The sequence below is a fragment of the Nostoc flagelliforme FACHB-838 genome (genome assembly GCF_014698065.1).
Classification (GTDB): Bacteria; Cyanobacteriota; Cyanobacteriia; order Cyanobacteriales; family Nostocaceae; genus Nostoc; species Nostoc flagelliforme_B.
Window position 1 is genome coordinate 57,034 of sequence record NZ_JACJSI010000020.1, and the last position, 20,574, is coordinate 77,607.

At 40.6% G+C, this 20,574-nt stretch carries 16 protein-coding genes and 1 tRNA gene; 5 read left to right on the top strand and 12 right to left on the bottom strand.

Annotation, left to right across the window (positions count from 1 at the left end; genetic code table 11):
• Nucleotides 1-3: 3 nt before the first annotated feature.
• The 4 genes from H6G97_RS12825 to H6G97_RS12840 form a co-directional block, all read right to left on the bottom strand.
• A complete protein-coding gene (locus H6G97_RS12825; protein WP_094329633.1) occupies nucleotides 4-159 on the bottom strand; it encodes a DUF3285 domain-containing protein in 156 nt (51 codons plus the stop codon).
• A 202-nt stretch (nucleotides 160-361) separates the two neighbouring features.
• Nucleotides 362-1,484, bottom strand: a protein-coding gene (gene prfB, locus H6G97_RS12830) for a peptide chain release factor 2 (RefSeq protein ID WP_190940977.1) whose coding sequence is annotated in 2 segments (ribosomal slippage) — nucleotides 362-1,411 and nucleotides 1,413-1,484 — 1,122 coding nt in all. Because the reading frame shifts where the segments join, the coding sequence is not laid out codon by codon here.
• Nucleotides 1,485-1,609: 125 nt separating this feature from the next.
• Nucleotides 1,610-2,765 (bottom strand): PCRF domain-containing protein gene (locus H6G97_RS12835; RefSeq protein WP_190940978.1). Its coding sequence is split into 2 segments (ribosomal slippage): nucleotides 1,610-2,689 and nucleotides 2,691-2,765, totalling 1,155 coding nucleotides; the frame shifts between segments, so codons are not numbered across the junction.
• A gap of 126 nt (nucleotides 2,766-2,891) precedes the next feature.
• The gene (locus H6G97_RS12840) at nucleotides 2,892-3,620 is read right to left on the bottom strand and encodes a Bax inhibitor-1/YccA family protein (RefSeq protein ID WP_190940979.1); all 729 of its coding nucleotides are present in this window, start codon (nucleotides 3,618-3,620) and stop codon (nucleotides 2,892-2,894) included.
• 838 nt (nucleotides 3,621-4,458) lie between these two features.
• On the opposite strand from H6G97_RS12840, the gene H6G97_RS12845 reads away from it, so the two are divergent.
• Nucleotides 4,459-5,244, top strand: coding sequence for an RNA polymerase sigma factor SigF (locus tag H6G97_RS12845; RefSeq protein WP_190940980.1), 786 nt, complete (start codon nucleotides 4,459-4,461; stop codon nucleotides 5,242-5,244).
• A 79-nt stretch (nucleotides 5,245-5,323) separates the two neighbouring features.
• Here H6G97_RS12845 and bchD read toward each other — a convergent pair whose 3' ends face one another.
• Nucleotides 5,324-7,354, bottom strand: coding sequence for a magnesium chelatase ATPase subunit D (gene bchD, locus H6G97_RS12850; protein WP_190940981.1), 2,031 nt, complete (start codon nucleotides 7,352-7,354; stop codon nucleotides 5,324-5,326).
• 91 nt (nucleotides 7,355-7,445) lie between these two features.
• Between bchD and H6G97_RS12855 the strand changes: the two genes are divergently transcribed.
• From H6G97_RS12855 to rnc, 4 genes are all read left to right on the top strand, one after another.
• On the top strand, nucleotides 7,446-8,033 hold the full coding sequence (locus H6G97_RS12855) for a Uma2 family endonuclease (protein WP_190940982.1): 588 nt from the start codon (nucleotides 7,446-7,448) through the stop codon (nucleotides 8,031-8,033).
• Nucleotides 8,034-8,076: 43 nt separating this feature from the next.
• Nucleotides 8,077-8,685: a hypothetical protein gene (locus H6G97_RS12860; RefSeq protein WP_190940983.1), complete on the top strand. Its 609-nt coding sequence runs from the start codon at nucleotides 8,077-8,079 to the stop codon at nucleotides 8,683-8,685.
• A 547-nt stretch (nucleotides 8,686-9,232) separates the two neighbouring features.
• Nucleotides 9,233-10,021: an NYN domain-containing protein gene (locus tag H6G97_RS12865; RefSeq protein WP_190940984.1), complete on the top strand. Its 789-nt coding sequence runs from the start codon at nucleotides 9,233-9,235 to the stop codon at nucleotides 10,019-10,021.
• Nucleotides 10,022-10,156: 135 nt separating this feature from the next.
• Entirely contained in the window at nucleotides 10,157-10,843 is a 687-nt protein-coding gene (gene rnc, locus H6G97_RS12870; RefSeq protein WP_190940985.1) for a ribonuclease III, read from the top strand.
• 210 nt (nucleotides 10,844-11,053) lie between these two features.
• Here the strand turns inward: rnc and ftsH2 are convergent, their stop codons facing one another.
• The 7 genes from ftsH2 to H6G97_RS12905 form a co-directional block, all read right to left on the bottom strand.
• Nucleotides 11,054-12,940, bottom strand: a complete 1,887-nt coding sequence (gene ftsH2, locus H6G97_RS12875) for an ATP-dependent zinc metalloprotease FtsH2 (protein ID WP_190940986.1) — start codon at nucleotides 12,938-12,940, stop codon at nucleotides 11,054-11,056.
• A gap of 379 nt (nucleotides 12,941-13,319) precedes the next feature.
• Nucleotides 13,320-13,802 carry a hypothetical protein gene (locus H6G97_RS12880; RefSeq protein WP_190940987.1) on the bottom strand — a complete coding sequence of 161 codons (483 nt, stop codon included), beginning with the start codon at nucleotides 13,800-13,802 and terminating at the stop codon, nucleotides 13,320-13,322.
• Between the two features lie 271 nt (nucleotides 13,803-14,073).
• Entirely contained in the window at nucleotides 14,074-15,519 is a 1,446-nt protein-coding gene (gene gltX, locus H6G97_RS12885) for a glutamate--tRNA ligase (RefSeq protein ID WP_190940988.1), read from the bottom strand.
• A 138-nt stretch (nucleotides 15,520-15,657) separates the two neighbouring features.
• Nucleotides 15,658-15,731: transfer RNA gene (locus H6G97_RS12890), tRNA-Asp, on the bottom strand.
• A gap of 110 nt (nucleotides 15,732-15,841) precedes the next feature.
• Nucleotides 15,842-17,365, bottom strand: a complete 1,524-nt coding sequence (locus H6G97_RS12895) for a protein kinase domain-containing protein (RefSeq protein ID WP_190940989.1) — start codon at nucleotides 17,363-17,365, stop codon at nucleotides 15,842-15,844.
• Nucleotides 17,366-17,460: 95 nt separating this feature from the next.
• Nucleotides 17,461-19,083 carry a serine/threonine protein kinase gene (locus tag H6G97_RS12900; RefSeq protein WP_242054912.1) on the bottom strand — a complete coding sequence of 541 codons (1,623 nt, stop codon included), beginning with the start codon at nucleotides 19,081-19,083 and terminating at the stop codon, nucleotides 17,461-17,463.
• Nucleotides 19,084-19,387: 304 nt separating this feature from the next.
• A complete protein-coding gene (locus H6G97_RS12905) occupies nucleotides 19,388-20,572 on the bottom strand; it encodes an esterase-like activity of phytase family protein (RefSeq protein ID WP_190940990.1) in 1,185 nt (394 codons plus the stop codon).
• Nucleotides 20,573-20,574: the final 2 nt, after the last annotated feature.

A 20,574-nucleotide genomic window follows, 5' to 3' on the forward strand; every position in this document is an offset into this window, starting at 1 on the left:
AATTTAGTGAGTTAGGTAAGCAAGACCAACAAGGAGAGCTAAAAGCCCTACGGCAGTCAATCCAAAATGCTTCAGCGAAGTTGCACCCTTACGCACCATGTTTCGCATGGCGAGTTTTACGTAGCTAGGTTGAGGTTCTGTTGAAGGGGAGTTGCTCATAGTTATTTATCCACAGACTCTTTTATAACTGTAACAGTTGGTCTGGGATAGAATGGCGATCGCCTGTATATTACTCAGGAATTTATCTAAAAACGCCCCAATAAGAAGGAATGCTATGCAATCGCGCCAATTTGAGATAAATAAATAACAAGTGCTAAGTAATATTAAAAATAATTACTTAGCACTTGTAAATAATTCAAAATTATGCACTAGCGTTTTCTACTAGTTTATTCTCTTGGCGCAGATAAGCTTGGATGAATGTATCAAGTTCGCCATTCATCACATCGCCAATCGCCGTAGTCTCTGTATTTGTACGCAAATCCTTCACCATCTGGTAAGGGTGAAACACATAATTACGGATTTGGTTTCCCCAGGAGGCTTCCACCATATCGCCACGAATTTCGGCAATTTCTTGGGCGCGTTGCTCTTTGGCGATGACCAACAGCTTGGCTTTGAGGCGATTTAGGGCTTTTTCTTTATTTTGCAGCTGCGATCGCTCTTCTGTACAGCGCACGGCAAGACCCGTGGGAAGGTGAACAATCCGCACAGCAGTTTCTACTTTGTTGACGTTTTGCCCGCCTTTACCACCAGAACGAGTTGTGGTGATTTCCAAATCCTTATCTGGAATATCCAATTGCACAGAGTTATCAATCTGTGGCATCACTTCCACCCCTGCAAAACTGGTTTGTCGCTTGCCGTTGGCATTAAAAGGTGAAATCCGCACTAAGCGATGTGTACCCATTTCCGATCGCAAGTAACCATAAGCATAGCGACCAGTAATTTCTAAGGTTGCCGATTTAATTCCGGCTTCATCACCCTCCGACTCTTCAGCTAAAGTTACCTTATAGCCATGAGCTTCGCCCCAACGGGTGTACATCCGCATCAGCATAAATGCCCAGTCTTGAGCATCTGTGCCACCAGCACCAGCACTAATCGTCAGTACAGCACCTTCTGCATCATAGGGGCCGGAAAGTAACTGTTGTAACTCCCACTGATCCAGGTCACGATTCAGTTTAGTGATCGTAGATTCTGCTTCTTGGAGTAGTGCCTCATCAGTTTCTAACTCCAACAATTCAACAACAGCCTTAGTATCTTCTAGATTGGCGTGCCAGCGATCGTATTGCTGGAGGTGGGCTTTCAGGTCGTTGAGTTCTTGTAGGGTTTGTTGGGCCTGGGTTTGGTCATTCCAGAATTCTGGCTGTGCTGATATTTTTTCGAGGTCTTGAATTTTGGCTGTCAGTGCAGGTACGTCAAAGATAGTCCTGGGTTTTACCCAGGCGGCCAGACAACGTTTCGATTTCGCGTTTGAGTTCTAAAACTTCCATAGTGCTTGCTGAATGATAGATAGAGCGCTAGTAGTGGAAAATTGCTCTTTATTCTACTTATGTTTCTTGATTTTAGCTGTAGTTGGGCAAATTTTCTCCGCACTACTTATTATAAGTTACAAAAGTTACTTGAAATTATCAAGCGCTTCTTGGGTCACTGAAGTAGTGTGATTTAGCTGTTGCAGATAGGCTTTGATAAAAAAATCAATTTTACCGTCTAATACCTCTCTGGCAGCAAGTGTTTCTACATTGGTACGTAAATCTTTCACCTTGGTGTAAGGATGCAAGATATATTCACGAATGAGCTTGTTGGATAGAGATTTTATCTGTCGGGGTTGAATTTTGTCAATCTGGACACCTTGGGCTAGTGCGTAGGCGTAGCCAGCCGTAGGCATCGCAAACAACAGTTTACTCTTGAGAATAGCTAAGGCTTTCTCTTTGTTTTGCATCAGACTACGCTGTTGGTTACAAAATACACTAATCCCGGTAGGAATGTGAAACACCCGTACCCATGTTTCTGGGCGGTTGACACTCCCCCGATGGCGATGCCAAGTAATTTCTAAATGCTTCTCTGGAATCTCCCACTCAACGGACTCACCCAATATTGGAATAACTTCTACACTAGCCAAACTCGTCCGCAAGCTGTTAGTAACATCGAAGGGCGATATCTGTTGTAATTGATGTGTGCCTGTTTCTGATTTAAGGTAGCCGTATGCATAACGTGTTGTAATTTCTAAGGTTGCATACTTAATTCCGGCTTCATTTACCTCAGAAATCTCTACTACATCCAACGGATAATTGTGGCTTTTTCCCCAACGACAGTACATTTGCAGCAACATATATGCCCAGTATTGAGCATCTGCATTATCAACCTCAGCAGTAATAGTCAGAAATGCACCTTTTTTGTCTTCGGGGTCAGACAATAATTGTCGTATTTCTGCTGTTTCGAATTCTTGTTGGAGTTGGGTAAGGTTGCTTTGCACCTCTTGCCACAATTGCTCATCGGCTGATGATTCCAACAATTCCAACGCAGCTTTGATATCTTCTAGAATCGAACACCAGCGCTGATATTTCTGATGCTTGTAGAATATCGAGTATTCAATTTCTTGAAGTACTTCATAAGCAGGGGTTGGATTATTCCAAAAGTCCGGTTGAGCAATTACTTGATCTAAATATTGAATTCTTGCAGTCAAATATTGGAGGTCAAAGACAGTCCTCAGCCTTACCCAAGATATTAGACAACTTTTCTACTTCAATTTTTATATTTAAGAGTTCAAGCATAGTTTTGCTCATTTGAGGCTTAACTTAATATTCTACTATTAAAACGATGAAAAAACCGTGGTTGCCAAAAATTTAACCACGGTTTTTACTTTATAAAACTCTACTTGTGTTAGTGCCTACAGACAATTAATCGCGGCCATTGATGGCAATTAACAACCGCAAGATAAAGACAAACAAGTTGATGTAAGTAAGGTACATCGACAAAGCAGCAGGTAAATATTGGTCATCGCTGTAAGTGCGGGGCAAGATGTAGAAATCGACAACAGAAACCCCAACAAACAGGAATACTCCTAAACCGGAGATGGCAATTTCTAACCAATTTGGCGTGTAAACACCAAACATGGCAAAGCCGAATTGGGCAAGGCACACAACCACCAAGGCCATAACGCCGAGATTGATGGTTTTCGTCAAAGCCATGCCATCTTGTTCAGAAAGATTTGAACCAATTTGACGGGCAGCAATAAAGGTGACACCACAACCAAGGGCAGCCAACCCAATGCCTTGAATGCCAACACCTTGGGATCTTAAAGCGACAAATACCAAGCCACTGAGAGTATATCCAGACAAGAGGCTATAGGTTGCCAACAGGGGTAGTGCAAGACCCTTGTTACCCTTTTGGGCAACATTTTGGGCAACAAAGAACAAAATTAACTCTACAATCACCGCACCAATGAAGGTGGGAAAGAATATTTCGGGGTTACTACGGATAACTCCCAAACCGCCGTAGGTTCCTAATGCCGTTAGCACCAAACCACCACCGACGTAGGGGAGGGCGTTGGCAATCACGTTAGGGCCAACGAGGGCGTGAGATTTAGCCTCACGGATAGCTTCACGAAAATTACTGGTATTGCTCATATTGAAAAACTGTTTTTTAGGAAAACGTTGTGCTTATTCCTATTCTTACCAATCTTTGCGATTAACAGCCAACGATTTAAGGCATAGTTTGCAACCAGTGCTGAAGTATTGCTTTCTGACGTGGTTGCATTCCGAGTTATTGACACAACTTTTCTAGGCTTGACCCTTGTTTATGGATGCTAAACCATTGCTGAAGTGCATCGAGAATTTTTTGTCGGTGTTTGGTGATTTTCATTGTTTATCCTCCTGCTTAGCAGAAGTGTGACACCTACCAAACTTGCGTGTCAACAAACTGTTTCTATGTTTCCACTAAGTTTCCGAAGTTTCAATTTTACTATAAATAGAAATTTCCCTCAACACCCAACTAAGTACAAATTCCCGTAAAAATGAGTCGAAATTCTGTTTTTTGTAGCTTGGATTTTGTTTTTCAACCCAACCGCCAATTTGGATTTCCGAGCTTTATTAATAACAGTGCGTACTCAGAGATAAAATTGCCCAGTCTCTTTTGCAATTAATTCAGTGCCGATCCACGTTGTTCTCAGTATGTTAGCTGACTATTAATCCCTTATGTATTGTTCAGCATAAATAGCTAGTTTTTGTTGCAAAAGCTAAAGATTATGTGTCATTGAAGAGTTATGTCAAAAAGAGAAACAACCCGCAACAGAGATGTTAGCAAAATCATGCGTACAAATACTGAATTGTAGAGTTAGACTCCTCACAAGTTCAGTGAAACGACGATGGCTCATTCTGGCTTGACTAAGGAAAATAATGACAGCTTAAAAGAAAATATACGCAACTCCATTTTCTCAGGAATAGGAGTTACAACAAAGGAATGTATATGGCAGCAAGTGAGTCCTCTTTACGAACTGATGGTATAGAATTATTACACTTGTACCACCAGAATCCATCTATTAAACTTCGTAATAAACTTGTACAGTTACATACTGGCTTAGTGCGGAAGATGGCTCATAAGTTCAGCCATCAATGTAATGAACCTTATGAAGATTTAGAACAAATCGGTTATTTTGGTTTGATTAGGGCAATTGAACGCTTCGATCCTAGCCAAGGATATGCTTTCAGTTCCTTTGCAGTGCCATACATTCGCGGTGAGATGCTGCACTTTTTACGCGATCGCAGTACTCTATTAAAAATTCCCCGTCGTTGGCAAGAATTATACAATGAAGGGCAAAAGATTCGCAAGGACTTGGCAATGTCTTTAGGTCGTCAGCCCAAGGATGCTGAAATTGCTAAGGAACTTCGGGTATCAGTGCATGAATGGCAAGAAACCAAGTTAGCTGCTCAAAACCGGATGCCTTTGAGTTTAGATGCAACCGCAGTTAACTATGTTGATTGCCAAATAACCTTGGGTGAAGCACTTCCTTGTCCCCGTTCTCATGTACTCCTGCAACAAGAAGAAGAACGCCAACAACTCCAAGGCGCAATCAATATGCTGGAAGAAAAGCCCCGCATGGCAGTTGAAATGGTATTTTTGAAAGAACTTTCTCGCAAAGATGCTGCTAAAAACATTGGTACTAGTCCAATGACAGTAACGCGGTATCTGCAAAAGGGAATCCAAGATTTGATTTGCTATTTGCAACCACAGGTAATGCCCACTGGATCGTAGTCATTAGTCAATGGTCAGTGGTTAGTAGAAAAGCAACTGACAAATGACAAATGACTAATGACCAATGACAAATGACTAATTATCGAGATTTTAAATCAGCGATCGCACCTTTGGTCATGGCAGCAATAGCTTGATCTGTCGCTTTTGGCAAATGATAATATTTACCGCCTGCTGTTTGCGATAATTCTTTAGCAAAGCCAGTAGACACGAATTTACTTTCCGTATCAATTACTAATAGTTGCATCCCCAAAGCACGGATTCTGGCAGCAATTTCTAATAATTCTCCTTTAATATCTGGCTTTTCTCCTGGTTCTAGCTGTTCACCCAAAGAACGCGCTAAGGGAATATTACCCCGCCCATCGGTGATTGCTACAAGGACAACTTGCCCAATATCTCCACTCATCTGAGCATTTAAGCCGACGCGCACAGCTTGAGTTAAACCATGCGCTAAGGGCGATCCCCCACCACAGGGCAACCTTTCCAAACGGTTACGCGCTAAAGCAATAGAACGTGTTGGAGGCAATAATACCTCTGCCTGTTCTCTCCGGAAGGGAATTAATGCTATTTGGTCACGGTTTTGATAAGCTTCTGTCAACAGTTGCATCACTGCACCTTTAGCCGATTGCATTCGATTCAAGGCCATTGAGCCAGAAGCATCTACTACAAATACTACCAACGCCCCGGCTTTACGTACCAGGCGTTTCGAGCGAATATCAGGCTGTTCGACAATAACTTTTCTATCTGGTTGTCTTTCTCTTCGTGCTTTTTGATAAGGAGCAGCTGCTCTCAATGTTGCATCTACTGCAATGCGTCGCGCTTTACCTTTGGGCAACATCGGCTTAATGTAGCGTCCCCTGTCATCGGAGAATATGACGCTGCGACTACCAGATTTACCTTGCCGCTTCGCCATTTGAGTAAAATACAGCACGTTGTCATCAAGGATTACCCCTTCTGGATCAAAGATAAATTCTTCCGGGATGTCGGGAGGTTCTTGCTCTTGATTTTCTTCCTGTTCTTCTTGTTCTTGTTCCTCTTCTGATTCGTCCTGGGGCTCTTCTTGATTCTGTTGGGGTGGGGGTGGAGGCGGTGGCGGTGCTTGTTCGGGTGGTGGTGTCTGCACAACTGTGGCGCGTGGTACAATCACCAATTCCACAGCACGGCGCAAATCTTCGGCATTAACTGTTGTTCTTCCCTCCAAAGCCGCCGCAGCTTTGGCAACCCGCGTGGCGAATAACTCAGCGCGATGTCCCTGAACTCCTCCACGAATGGCCTCATCGACTAAGTAGGCAATTTGTTCATGGGTGATGATGACTTCTTTCAACCATTCCCGCGCCAAAATGATTTGGGTTTTGAGGGAGTCTAAGTCTTCGTTATACTGCTGAAGAAAGTCTTGGGGAGATTTAGAATAAGCGATCGCTTGTTCAACTGCTTCTACTCTTTGATCTAAGCCGAGTACACCGTCAGCAGAGAGTGCGATCGCAATTCTATCTAATAAATGCTCCCGTAATCCGCCTTCTTCTGGGTTGTAGGTGGCAATAAATAGGGATTTACACGGATGCTGAAAACTAATCCCTTCCCGTTCTATCTGGTTGCGTCCTTCAGATAATACTGTTAGAAGTTGATTTGATATTTGGTCATCTAATAAATTAATTTCATCTACGTATAGTACACCCCGGTTTGCTGTAGCGAGTAATCCAGGTTGAAAAATGGTATCACCTTGCTTTACGGACTTTTCAACATCTACTGAACCTAATAGTCGGTCTTCAGTAATACCTAGAGGAATTTGCAAAAAAGGCGCGGGGATAATTTCGACGGGGACATCTTGAATATCTTTGTCTGCATACTCCGCCAAGAGTTGATCGTCCCATTCTTCTGGGTGGTTGGGGTTGCAATTACTGATTGAGCCTTTGACAACTTCAATGGGCGGTAGTAGAGCGTGGATAGCACGAGCCATTACAGATTTTGCCGTACCGCGACGACCTGCGATCGCTACTCCTCCCAAACCAGGATCAACTGCGGCTAACAGCAAGGCTAATTTAATTGCTTCTTGACCGACTACGGCTGTCAAGGGAAAGGCAGTGATGGTGGGGTTAATAGTAGGCGCAGGCATTGTTTGCTTTTATAACGAGTCTCGGCCTTTAGCATACCAATTTCTGACACATTTAGAATAGGGATTATGGCAATGAGAGAAAGGTAAGGTTATGAGTATTGCTCAGGGTAAACGCTTCACACTGGATGAATACCACAGGCTTGGAGAATTGGGCTTTTTCCATGAAGATGACCATATTGAGTTAATTAATGGGGAAATTATTGAAATGGCATCTAAAGGTACAGCTTATGAAACTTGTTTAAGAAAACTGTGGAAGGAACTCCCCAAAATACTGGGAGACAAGGCTACTTTGCAATCACAAGCGCCGATTGCTTTGCCACCTAATAGTGAACCTGAGCCTGATTTTGCGATTGTTCAAAACCGTGCTGATGATTATCTGTCGGGTCATCCTAAAGCGGCTGATGTGTTTTTAGTAATGGAGGTTTCAGATTCTTCTTTGGGCTATGACCAAGACGTTAAAATACCTCTCTATGCTAAAGGAGGTATTACTGATTATTGGATATTCAATTTATTCGATAATTATTTGGAAGCTTACAGTGAACCATATCAGGATAATCAAGGCAGATATGGTTATTCAAATAAGCGAATTTTCCTGTCAGATGAGATAATAACTTTTCCCTGCTTCCCTGATTTATCTCTTGATTTAGCTAGGGTGTTTCCGCCAAAGCTGAATTTTTAAACTTTGTTATAGAATTCAGTCATAAGACAAAGGATTAAGTTTTATGGCTTATAGTGATTTTAAACTTATTGAAGTTATTGATTCTTTTGGGTTAGTGATCCACGAATCATCTGGACTATTCGCAAATGTGCAGGAGCAAGAATGTAGTGATTTATTATCTACTATTCTTAGGGAAAATGTTGATTTAGCAGTAGCGATAAGTTCAGAAAAAGCTCGAAGTGAAATGATAATAAGTCCAATTTTATTAGAAATTAGACGCAAATTTAATTATGAAATAAGCTTTTTTTCTGGCGTGGATTTTACTGTTGATAGTCAGCGAGGATTAAACGGCTTTTGTGATTTTATTTTGAGTCTTTCTTCGGAGCAGTTGCTTGTCCGCAGTCCGATAATTGTCTTAGTAGAAAGTAAAAATGAGAATTTGAGGTCTGGTTTAGCCCAATGTATTGCCGAAATGGTAGCGGCTCAGTTATTTAACGACAGAGGTGGAAATCAAATCAAAGCTATATATGGTGCTGTTACTATTGGTACTATATGGCAATTTATGAAACTTGAAGGCAATGTAGTTTCGATTGATTTGAGTGAATATTATATTAAGGATATTAAGAAAATTTTAGGTATTTTGTATGGCGCGATCGCGCAAAGTAAACCGTAAATTATTTATTAAATAAAAAAATGCTATTTTCGAGAGAATACCATAAATGATTATTAAATGTCATAGATAATAGACGATGTTTTACAACAAGCTGCTACACGTTTATACTTTTACTAAATCTTCATAAATAACTATATTGACATCCAGCATCAGCTATGACAATGTGTACTTAGGGCAGCAAAATAACCGTACTCTAAAGCGCAAGTTTTTGGTGTTGTCTCAGCAGCAGAATTCCTAGTTTCCTGCCGAGCTTCGTGTCATCCCTTCGGCTGATTATTTAGCCAAATGTCAAGTCAACTGATTGACTTAACTTTCAACGGGAAGACAAGATGTTTGAATGAATATTCAGGGGAAAGGATGACGCGAAACTTGGTAGTAAGCCAGGAATTCTACGGCTGAGACTTAAACCAAACGAAAGCGACGGTAGAGAGCTTTATTGCAGGGTAGTACTTTTTGAGTACAAATTCCTCGTATAAAGCCTTCCTACTGCTAGATGTGTAATTTGTTGAAGCTGTCCAGTTCACCAAAAAATACTGGATACATTACAATGCCACACGCTAATCAATCTTCCAATAGACAAACAAATCAGCAGCAATTAAAAGTTGGCATCTATTGCGATTTTCAAAATGTTTATTTAAGTCAAAATATAGCAAGTTCATTGCTGGCTTTTGCCAAAGCAAGGGGGAGTTTAATTATTAGAAGGGTCTACTATAATTCACTATTTCAAAACCAGGCTTCTGCAAAAGAGAATCTCCAACGTATTGGTTTTCAATGTGAAGATGTTACCTGCTCTTTAAAGAACAGTGCAGACAATCAACTTAAATCTGATTTAATTGATGATGTATATAACAATCAGTCCCCAGATACTTTTATCCTTGTGTCAGGAGATGGCGACTTTGCAAATCCAGTCAAATTCCTGCAAGATAAGGATAAAAATGTCATAATTTTTGCACGACGAGGTAATGTAAAACAAAGTTTGAAAAACCTTGCTGATGAACTTTACTTTGTAGATGAATTGCCTCAATTGGTTGTCAAGAATACTCAGCTTGAAACCACTGAGATTGAGTTTCAAATTAATTACAATGACGCTGTTAAGTACCTAATTGAATCGACTAAAACTTCTTTAAGTCAAGGCAAATCTACCGTATTTGGATACATTGACAATTTGATGCGTCAGCGTTGCCATAAATATCAGGGCTTTTCCTCTATTTCTATGTCTGACGGCAAGAAGTTTAAAAACTTTAGTCAGTTTGTTGATGCTGCTGTAAGAGATGGTAAAGTGCAAAGGCAAGGTCAGGAATTGTTTTTAGTTGAGTTAGACAAACTAGCTGCTTAAAAGAGCTTTTAAAAACCCAGTTAAGTAAAGGCTGGGTTTTAGCAATACCGCTATTTGCGGTTTTTTATGTCTGAAGACAATCACACTTGTACAGTTTCCCAACAGTCAATTTACGCAACAAAACACAAGAGAAAAATGCACAAAATTTTAATATTCCATAATGAAAAACTTCTACGGCGTGCGCTTACTCACCGTTCTTATGTCCATGAAAACCCCGGAGAAGGCGAACATAATGAACGCCTAGAATTCCTTGGTGATGCCTTGCTGAATTTCTTAAGTGGTGAGTATCTATATAGTTGTCACCCAGAAATGGGAGAAGATGAATTAACACGGCGGCGTTCGGCGTTGGTAGATGAGAAACAATTGGCAAAGTTCGCCGAGGAGGTAGGTTTAGACTTTAGGATGCGGTTAGGAAAAGGCGCAATTCGAGACGGAGGCTTCCAAAATCCTAATTTGCTCAGTAGCACCTTTGAAGCTGTACTTGGTGCTTACTATTTAGATAACGATTCCAATATTGAAGCAATTCGCGCAATTATAGAACCGCTATTTGATTCTGTAGATCCTAAGCATATAGTTGTGTCTCGTTCTAATGTAGACTCAAAAAATCGCTTTCAAGAATGGGTGCAACGCAACATTACTCCAAATCCCCCCAAATATTTCACAGAACAAATAGGAGGGTCTTCTCATGCGCCAGAATTCATAGCAAAAGTATTAGTAGATGGAAAAATTTATGGAGAAGGTAAAGGACGCAATAAAAAAGAGGCTGAAAAAGCTGCTGCTGAAGATGCGTTAGCTAAGTTGAAAAAACAAGGTTTGTTGTAGAGTTTATGGGTTCATCAATTTTGAAAACTTTAAATTTATTACGGTTTACTTAGACCTAAGTATTTTTACTCAATGACGACGCAATTTGAAATTTTATTATTTCATAAACTACAAAGTTTCACAAAAAAATGAGGATGGTACATACCATCCTCATTTAATTTTTTAATTTTTTTCTCATTTCCAGGCATTAGCCCAGAAAAGAATTAATGATTACAGCTGCGGTACGTACTGTTGCTTCTCAGGTACTTCAGCGTACTCAGCCACAATCTGGCGGAATTCTTCGCCGTCAATGGTTTCCTTTTCGATGAGCAGATCGACTAAGCGATCAGTGACAGTGCGATGATCACGGATGATCTTCTTAGCATGGTCGTAGCATTGCTCAACAATTTCCCTTACTTGAGCATCAATGCGGGAAGCGATGGATTCAGAATACTCAGATCGGGTTGTCCAGTCACGTCCCAAGAATACTTCTCCCTGTTGGCTTTCTAAGGAAAGTGGGCCTAAGTTTGACATTCCGAACCGCGTCACCATTTGCCGTGCCATTCCCGATAACTGCTGCAAGTCTCCACCCGCGCCAGTTGTGACTTCCGCAGCCCCAAAAATAACCTCTTCAGCGGCGCGACCACCCAAAGCACCAGTAATTCTGGCTTTCAACTGAGAACGAGAAATTAACCCTTGTTCTTCGTTGGGCGTAAACCAAGTTAAACCCTGTGCTTGTCCCCGTGGGATTAAGGTAACTTTCTGCACTGGGTCATGATCTTTTAACAAAGTCCCTACTAAGGCGTGTCCAATTTCATGGTATGCAATTAAGCGCTTGCTCTTGCTATCCACCAAGGGAGTACCTTCCATCCCAGCAACTACCCGATCCACCGCATCATCAATTTCGCGGAGAGTGATAGCTTCTTTGCGTCTTCTAGCAGTCAAAATCGCTGCTTCGTTGAGTAAGTTGGCTAAGTCAGCACCAGTGAATCCAGGAGTGCGGCGAGCGATCGCATCTAAAGATACGCTAGTATCTAATTTCTTATTCCGCGCATGCACTTGCAAGATTTCCAAACGCCCTTTGATATCGGGTGCATCGACTGTTACTTGGCGGTCGAAGCGACCGGGACGCAACAAGGCTGAGTCTAGTACGTCGGGGCGGTTGGTAGCAGCAATAATAATGATGCCTGTGTTACCTTCAAACCCGTCCATTTCGGTGAGCAACTGGTTGAGGGTTTGCTCTCTCTCGTCGTTACCGCCGCCGATACCAGCGCCGCGTTGCCGTCCAACTGCGTCGATTTCATCAATGAAGATGATACAAGGGGCGTTGTCTTTGGCTTTCTTGAACAAATCGCGGACGCGGGATGCGCCGACACCAACGAACATTTCCACGAATTCCGAACCGGAAATACTGAAGAAAGGTACGCCTGCTTCCCCAGCGATCGCTTTTGCTAGTAAAGTTTTACCAGTTCCAGGAGGCCCAACTAACAGCACTCCCTTGGGAATCCGTGCGCCTACTGCGGTAAATCTTTCTGGCTGCTTCAGGAAGGTGACAACTTCTTGCAATTCTTCCTTAGCTTCTTCAATACCAGCTACGTCATCAAATTTGACCCCGGTTTTCGCCTCCATTTGGAAACGCGCCTTAGATTTGCCGAAGTTCATCGCTTGACCTGGCCCGCCGGGGAGGTTGCTAGAACGCCGGAACAAAAAGAACAACCCAGTAATCAATAAAACTGGAAATATGAGATTGCCCAACAATCCCCAAATTGCGCCATCATTCCGCATGGGGTGAGCATCAAAACTAATATCTTTTTCTTTGAGTTTGCTAATTAACTCAGGAGCGTTAACAGGCAAATCCACACGCCACCTTTGGACACGATTTTCAATGTCTGGATCGCGGGCTTCTATAATTGCTGTCCTACCGCCTTCGTACAGATCCACGCTGGTGACGCGATCGCCGTCTAAGTATTCTAGAAAGCGACCATAAGTCATGCGCGTATTGGCTGCATTCTTACTCATATCAGCAGGAGCGCCTGCAAAGGCCCCTTGCCAAAAGAAAAAGCCAATTACCAAAGCCGGCAATGTCCAGAGTACTAAGACTTTCCAAGAGAATTTCATGTTAATTTGCCTCTAGATGCCTATACAATTCATCAACCTTAGTAACCGAATGTTCATCACTCTGCCACTTTTAGCTGTTAAACGGATGTTTATAAATCCATTTTGTGTAATTTGATCTCTTATATGCACTGCCATAAAGCAATTAGGGCATTATGGCGATGCCAACAAGAATCTTAATCAAAGTTAACTTAATTTTAATACAAAATCGCACGAGAAAAGGGAGCGGAACAGGATGCAAAGACACGGAGAATTTTTCCACAATGCTCCTCGTGTCGTTCCAGCCTCTCTCAATCATAATTGTGGGGGAGATCAGGGAGCAAGGAAGAAAGAGTTTTTCCCTAAGTAAGAACAACACCCTACTGTGCCTCTTTTCAATGCCCTACTTAACTTCTGTAATTTTTATAGTGTAAGGAAGATACTTGTCTTTTTCGTAGGAACCAACCCAAATTCGGTAAGTTCCAGCCAACCATTCACCAGTAATGCCAGCATTTTTGCCTTCAAAATCGTCATTACACCAAGTACCACCGGGCCCCTTGATAATCAAGATGGTGTCTTCGGGACTTTGCACTTGCAGCTTCAGGTATTCAAATTTACTTGTTAGCGCTAATGTATGGTCTGGTGTTTCATCAACAAATCCGGTGCAAGGGCCAGTGGCTGTTTCACTTCTCCCACCTACTTGATTCCCAGATATTGAACCACCACTCATCCCGCGAACTGTCAGGGGGTCTGGGGAAAACTGCGGGCCAATGGTGACATCTCCAAATATCGTTGGTGCTTCCTCAGCATTAACTGTCGATGTGATGAACAGCGTAACTATCATGAACGATAATCTCATCCCTCTATTGAGCGCTTTTGTTGGCATTGTAATTACGTTCGCTTCTAAGTGTTTTTGAAGACATGAATTTTACACACCAAGTTCCCAAAGTGAGGAGAATTGACTACCTATTTTAGATTTGAAAGTGGGGATAATTCATTAGTAATTAGTCAATGATTTTTTGTTCTTATAGTTGCTTTATTACTCGATCAACCCAATATTTCTGGGTGAAAGCAGGGAATAGGGAATGGGGAAAATTCTTATAATCCCTCACTCACTACTCCCCATTCCCAGACCTATCTAAAAATTGTTGTAATCCCTAATTAGCTTCTGTTATTGCCCTACTCAAGCGTGGCTTATCTAAACCAATCTGATTTAGTAGTAACCAAGATTGTATGAGATCGGGGCCATGAACATCTCCAGTTAAGGCTGCTCTGAGCGATCGCATTACTAAGCCTTTTTTGACTTTTTGCTCTTTCACCACTTGCTTAATAATGTCCTGGGCAAAGGCTTCTGAGAGTTGAGGCTGATTTTCTAAGGCTGTGACAATCGCCTCAAGGACAGCAGTAGAACCTTCTTGCTTTAATTGTGTACTACCTTCCTCGCTAAATTCAACTGTGTCACTAAAAAACAGTTGGCTTTGAGGTACTGCATCTACTAAACGAGTCAAACTCTGGCTAATTAAAGTTACTACCTGTTCTAACCAAGGGCGTTCTCTTCCACCATCAAATTTATACCCAGCTGCTTGCCAATAGGGTATGAGTAAATCTGTGAGTTTATCTACTGGGGTCTTATGGATATACTGACTGTTCAACCAATCCAGCTTGTCCCAGTCAAACTTTGCACCTGCTTTATTTACACGCTCAAAACCAAATTCTTTTGCTGCTTCTTCTAAGGTAAATATTTCTTGCGTCGAATCTGGTGGCGACCAACCCAACAATGTCATGTAATTTACTAAGCCTTCAGAAGTAAAGCCCATTTGCTGAAAGTCAGAAATGGAAGTAACGCCATCCCGCTTAGAAAGCTTGCGCCCTTCCATGTTCAAAATCAGTGGCGTGTGGGAGAACTCTGGAATTTTTGCACCCATTGCTTCATAGAGTAAAATTTGCTTGGCGGTGTTGGCGATATGATCTTCTCCCCGGATGACATGGGTGATTTGCATATCGATGTCATCCACTACAACTACAAAGTTGTATAAAGGTTGACCGCTACCTTCTTCTGAGGCGCGGGCGATGACCATATCACCACCTAAATCGCTACCTCGCCAAGACATCTTTCCCCTTACTAGGTCGTTCCAGACAATTTCCCGCCCATCTTCGATTTTGAAGCGAATCACAGAGGAGCGACCTTCTGCTTCATAAGCGGCGCGTTGTTCTGGCGTGAGATTGCGGTGACGGTTGTCATAGCGAGGAGCTTCGCCTCTAGCTTTTTGGGTTTCTCTGAGAGTTTCTAGTTCTTCAGAAGTGGTGTAACAGCGATAGGCTAATCCTTGATCTAGCAGTTTTTGGACTGCTTCTTTATAAAGATCCAGACGTTGGGATTGGAAAAATGGCCCTTCATCCCAGTTCAGTCCTAGCCAGCGCAATCCTTCAAGAATATTGTCGGTGTATTGGGGACGCGATCGCTCTAAATCTGTGTCTTCTATTCGCAGTATAAATTTCCCACCGTGGTGGCGGGCAAATAACCAGTTAAATACAGCCGTTCTAGCTGTACCAATATGCAAATTTCCGGTCGGACTCGGCGCAATACGGACTCTAACAGTCACAGTTAATTCTCTCTTTCGCAAAGCATGATAAATGTAGCTTATATTCAAATCTTGAATTCTGAGTCAATCCTTTTGGGGAATTCAAAATCCAAAATCACCGAAGTTCAGGTCGGTGATTCACTACTCATAAATTTAGAACGGGACTGACGGGGCTCGAACCCGCAACTTCCGCCGTGACAGGGCGGTGCTCTAACCAATTGAACTACAGTCCCTTGTTTGGCAACTTTGCTATTATCACTATTTTTTTTCTACTTGTCAAGCGTTTTGGAGTTGGGAATTAGAAATTATTTTTAACCCGTCTCTCCAAGGTGCAAATTTTTCGTTAAAACCTTGATAATACAACCTGTGGCTCTGATTCCAGATGCTGCAATATCCGGGATTGCATTTGTTTATACTGTTGCTTTAATAGCTGTTTGCTCAACTGGGGTTGAGAAGCGGGTGGTAGACTGTGGCTCTGCTGTACCCAGCTTTTCAACATTTGCTGCTGAGTTGGCTCAATGCGACTGCTAAGAACGTTGGTGCAGGAATGTGGTGCTTCTAGAGTAAAGAAAATCAAAGGATAGTGTTCATTTTCAACCAGAAAACTTACCAGCTTAAGATTTTGGGGATTTTGCATATCTAAGTAGCACGGTAGCCACTTAGGAGGTAATTGCCGATTGTAGAGTACAGTCACCCACAACAACATTGGGTGAGGAGATGTTATGAAGATAAATCGGTTGTAACGGGTAGAAACCGCATAATTTTTGATTTCTTGTTTAGACAACATCAACCATAATGCCGTTATAGCTCCTTGTGCGGTGTCTAGAAGCTGAGGAAAAACAATTTCTTGAATTGGTTTGTTTTCAGGCCACGAAAGTTTAAGGCAGCTTTGTTTTAATGTGATTGGTAAACCTGAATCAAAAGGGCGGCTAAGGTTTGAACTAGAGGCTAGAGTTGTAGGTATACTGGAACAATTAGACTCTTCTAAACTGTTTAAGACTTGCAAAATTTGAGCGAGATTTTGGGGGCGATCGCAAGATTTTTTCGCAAGACAAGCCATGATTAAATTATTTAGCTTTTGAGGAATTTTAAGAGTGGGTTTAACATCTGCGATCGCTTTCGGTTGTTCAAATTGATGTGCTTTATACCAAGCACCAAAGTAATCAGTTTCTGGTTGCCAAGGTTTTTTACCTGTAAGCATCTCAAACATCATCACACCCAGACTATAAATATCAGAGCGACTATCTAATTTTTCTCCGTCTAATTGTTCTGGGGAACAGTAGGGTAAAGTACCATTAAATCCACTACTTGTACTAGCTGTTGATGCATAATTTAAAAATCTAGCAATCCCGAAATCGAGAATTTTGACTAACTGACCCAATATCGGATCAGGAATAACTAATATATTAGCGGGCTTGATATCTCTATGAACTAACGGACAAATTTGCCCATCAATATTAATACCTTGATGGACGCACTGTAAGCCCAAACAAATTTGGCGAGAGAGAATCAAAAATATATCCAGGGGTAGCGGAATTAAATCCTTTAAACTTTTGCCGTATAGATATTCCATGACGTAATATGGTTTTCCTTTCTCATTCACGCCATAATCATACGCCCGTACTATATGTATGCTCTTTTGACTCAAAGCCGCACTCATTAAAGCTTCACGAGCAAAGTCTTGTTGCATCTTGTTATTGATAACAGTTTTAGTCAAAAACTTGACAGCAACTGGTATGCCTCCTAACAAAATATCATTTGCTAAAAAAACTTCACCCATACCACCGCTACCAATTAATTGCTTGAGTTGATAACGATTGGCAAGCAACCCTGTAGTATTTGAAGATGTAAATAAGCTCTGATTCACTTTGTTTATCTCTGCTGTTAAGCCTATTTAAAGTTAGCGATATACACATAAAAATATCATTAGGAAATTGGCACAAGCATTTTGATAGAATACTTCTAAGGACATGATAAAAGTTTCAAAAACATCTCAAAAATTTTATCCATCCAATTTTTTAAATTTTCTGTCTCAGCTTTTTTATCTACGACTAACGTTTGTAAGATGTCTAACTTTAGCTTTTCATAATCAGTTTTCAGAAGGTTTTTTGTTTGGCTAGATAGCATTAATTCATTTGAATATTGACTCATATCTAGGCAATCTATGAGTTTTTGGCGTTGGTTAGCCGTAAGGCTTAAAGTTTTTACATGAGAGCAACGAGTTGGATCTTCTATGGCAAAAAATAGTAGATGGTAGTAACCTACTTCCACTAAACTACGTGCTATATTTTGCCCTTTATTATCTTTCAAATCTAAAAAATAAGGTAGCCATTTACTCATAGAAGGTTGGGTACCGTATAATACTGTTACCCACAATAGCATCGGGTACATATTCATTTTGCTAATAAATTCAGTACCATGTATGTTATCTAAAAACTTTATAATATCTTGTTTTGGCAACATTGCCCAAAAAGTCGGTATAGGTCTTTGAGTAGTATGTAGTAAATGGGGAAATCCAATTGGCGCAATTGGTTTATTTTTAGGCCATTTTTTTTGCAAACACTCTTTTTCTGATAATAAAGTTGCTGGTACTAACTGAACTGGAAACGAATCTTTACTAATGTAATCATTATTGCTAGGGATAGAACTATTAAATTGAATATTAACCTTTTGTAAATCTTCTAATATTTGGTTTATATTTTGAGGGCGATCGCTTACTTCCTTCGCTAAACAACTCATTAATATTTTTTCTAATATCTGCGGTATTTTGACTTGCGGATTGACTTCTTCAACTGTTGGCGGTATTTGAAAGCGATGTGCTTGATACCAAGTACCAAAGGAGTTACTTTTTGTGTGAAATGGATGTTTACCTGCCAGCATCTCAAACATTAGTACTCCCAAACTGTAAATATCGGAGCGGACATCTAGCAGTTTGCGTCCTTCCATGTGTTCTGGAGAACAATAAGGTAAACTGCCAATAAAAGAATCTGTGAGGGTCATCCCACTTCGTTCTGTGAGAAATTTGGCAATCCCAAAATCTAGGATTTTAACAATTTCTCCTTCTTTACTATCTTCAGTAATAAATATATTTTCTGGTTTAATATCCCTATGAACAATAGGATAAATTTCTCCTTTAAGACTGATACCTTGGTGGGCACATTGTAAGCCTAAACAAATCTGATTACAAGTTTCCAAAAACTTTGATAATGTTAAAGGCTTAATTTTAAGAATTTGCTTGAGATTTTTCCCTTTGAGGTATTCCATTACATAAAATGGAGTTTTATCCTCAGTAACGCCATAACTTAAGATCCGAACAATATGTTTACTTTTGCGGCCTAATTGAGCGCCAATAAAAATCTCTCTAGCAAAGCGTTGAGACATTTGTTGGTTTGCCAAACTAAGTGATAAGATTTTGATTGCGATCGGCATACCATCTTTAGCAGTATCTTCAGCTAGATAAACTCTACCCATCCCCCCTTTACCAATCAAATGTTTGATTAAATAGCGATTGTTTAAAAATTGCCCTATGTAATCGTCTAATTCTGCTTTTTGCCCTACCATATTCTCAATTTTATTTTCTAGCATAAAAATTATTTATGAAAAATATTGTTGGCAAAACATTTTAATAAGTCTCGCTAATTATTAAACTTAAATCTAAAAAATATCAGGATTTTGAGAAAATTAATCATCTTCTGTAATTATGCTTAATCTCTCTGCAAGAACTTCTAAATATTGTGTAACATCTTTATTAAGGATTACGGCTGAGAAATTCCACGGAAACTACAAACAGACTAGATAAATTTGCCTAGTAGATTCCGTGAATACACAGGAATAATCAGAAAAAAGTAAATAGCAGCGAAGGTATAATCACACCTTTACCTGTTCACTGTTAAAAGTTAAGATTCGGGAGTAAACGACGTAATAATCTAATTAGCGGAGTTTCAATTTTAATTTTAAAGGCTAGTATCTGGGTGCGTTGTAGAGAGTTAAAGTTGTTATCACTGATGATAATTAATGATTGCTGCCCATCGGATAGTTTAGGGCCAAGAGTTAAGCCTTCGATGTTATCTAACAGTACATCTAGTTTTCTCAAATCTAACAGCAGTGTTTTCTGGACTGGTTTAATATTTTTGGAATCAACTGCTAAAAGGCTGTCAATCTTATGAATATCATCGGCTCCTTCTAAAGAAACCTGAAATAGCGAAATAGCAAATCCTAAACCAGTAAAAGAGCGTTCTAAACTTAGAAAATGTCCTTGATTATCAAGAGCAACCAAATCGGGTAATCCACTAGCGAATTTGCCAGTCAGATTCAAAAAGGGGGATACTGGTTCCGTTTGGTAAAGAAATTCTTTTTCTGGCTGGTTATTGAACAAGTTATATTGCAAAATGCGGCAAGGGCTGCCGACATTAGGTTTAGCTGCGACACCATCTTGAATTAGAGCATTTTCGGTAGCTGTAAATAGATGCTTATTATCGGGTGTGATGGTGAGGCTTTCAAAAGCCAAATTGTTGCGGATACCTTGTTGACCAGTTTTATCTGGCAAAAATTTATTTGGTATGGGGAGTGTTACAATTTCTTTGCCAGAAGATAGCGAGAACTCTTTAATAAAAGGATTAATTAATCTTGCGGCATCACCTTCAGATGAAATAAACACAGTTCCTTTATTAGTTAATGCAATACCTTCTGTATCACTTTCACCAGGGCGAAATGTTTGACCATTTTCATTTAATAACGTGGTAACGCTGACAGGAACAACTTTACCTTTTTCTAGAGAACCTTTGCTTAAGTCAATTTTTAAAGTGTATAAACGAGCGGCAGCTTTTTGTCCACGTTCATCGGAAATAGTGTAATAAAGGTTGTTTTTTGCATTATATGTAACTCCAGATAAACCTCCAATTTCAGTTTTTCGCAATATTAAACCTTTTGGTAAGGTTGCTTCCCCGATAAATTCTATGCTACTGACTTCAACGGCATTTGAGGGTAAATTTGTGAATACAAAGCTGATAATTAGAATTGGGAGCAAAAAGTAAATAATCCGTGGAAATACGAATATTTTTTTAATTATGTGCATAG

Coding starts and splice junctions, on each gene's coding strand:
- bchD (WP_190940981.1), bottom strand. CDS start 7,354: ATGCCTGCGCCTACTATTAACCCCACCATCACTGCCTTTCCCTTGACA.
- H6G97_RS12900 (WP_242054912.1), bottom strand. CDS start 19,083: ATGCTAGAAAATAAAATTGAGAATATGGTAGGGCAAAAAGCAGAATTA.
- H6G97_RS12865 (WP_190940984.1), top strand. CDS start 9,233: ATGCCACACGCTAATCAATCTTCCAATAGACAAACAAATCAGCAGCAA.
- H6G97_RS12880 (WP_190940987.1), bottom strand. CDS start 13,802: ATGCCAACAAAAGCGCTCAATAGAGGGATGAGATTATCGTTCATGATA.
- H6G97_RS12845 (WP_190940980.1), top strand. CDS start 4,459: ATGGCAGCAAGTGAGTCCTCTTTACGAACTGATGGTATAGAATTATTA.
- H6G97_RS12860 (WP_190940983.1), top strand. CDS start 8,077: ATGGCTTATAGTGATTTTAAACTTATTGAAGTTATTGATTCTTTTGGG.
- rnc (WP_190940985.1), top strand. CDS start 10,157: ATGCACAAAATTTTAATATTCCATAATGAAAAACTTCTACGGCGTGCG.
- H6G97_RS12825 (WP_094329633.1), bottom strand. CDS start 159: ATGAGCAACTCCCCTTCAACAGAACCTCAACCTAGCTACGTAAAACTC.
- H6G97_RS12855 (WP_190940982.1), top strand. CDS start 7,446: ATGAGTATTGCTCAGGGTAAACGCTTCACACTGGATGAATACCACAGG.
- H6G97_RS12905 (WP_190940990.1), bottom strand. CDS start 20,572: ATGCACATAATTAAAAAAATATTCGTATTTCCACGGATTATTTACTTT.
- ftsH2 (WP_190940986.1), bottom strand. CDS start 12,940: ATGAAATTCTCTTGGAAAGTCTTAGTACTCTGGACATTGCCGGCTTTG.
- H6G97_RS12840 (WP_190940979.1), bottom strand. CDS start 3,620: ATGAGCAATACCAGTAATTTTCGTGAAGCTATCCGTGAGGCTAAATCT.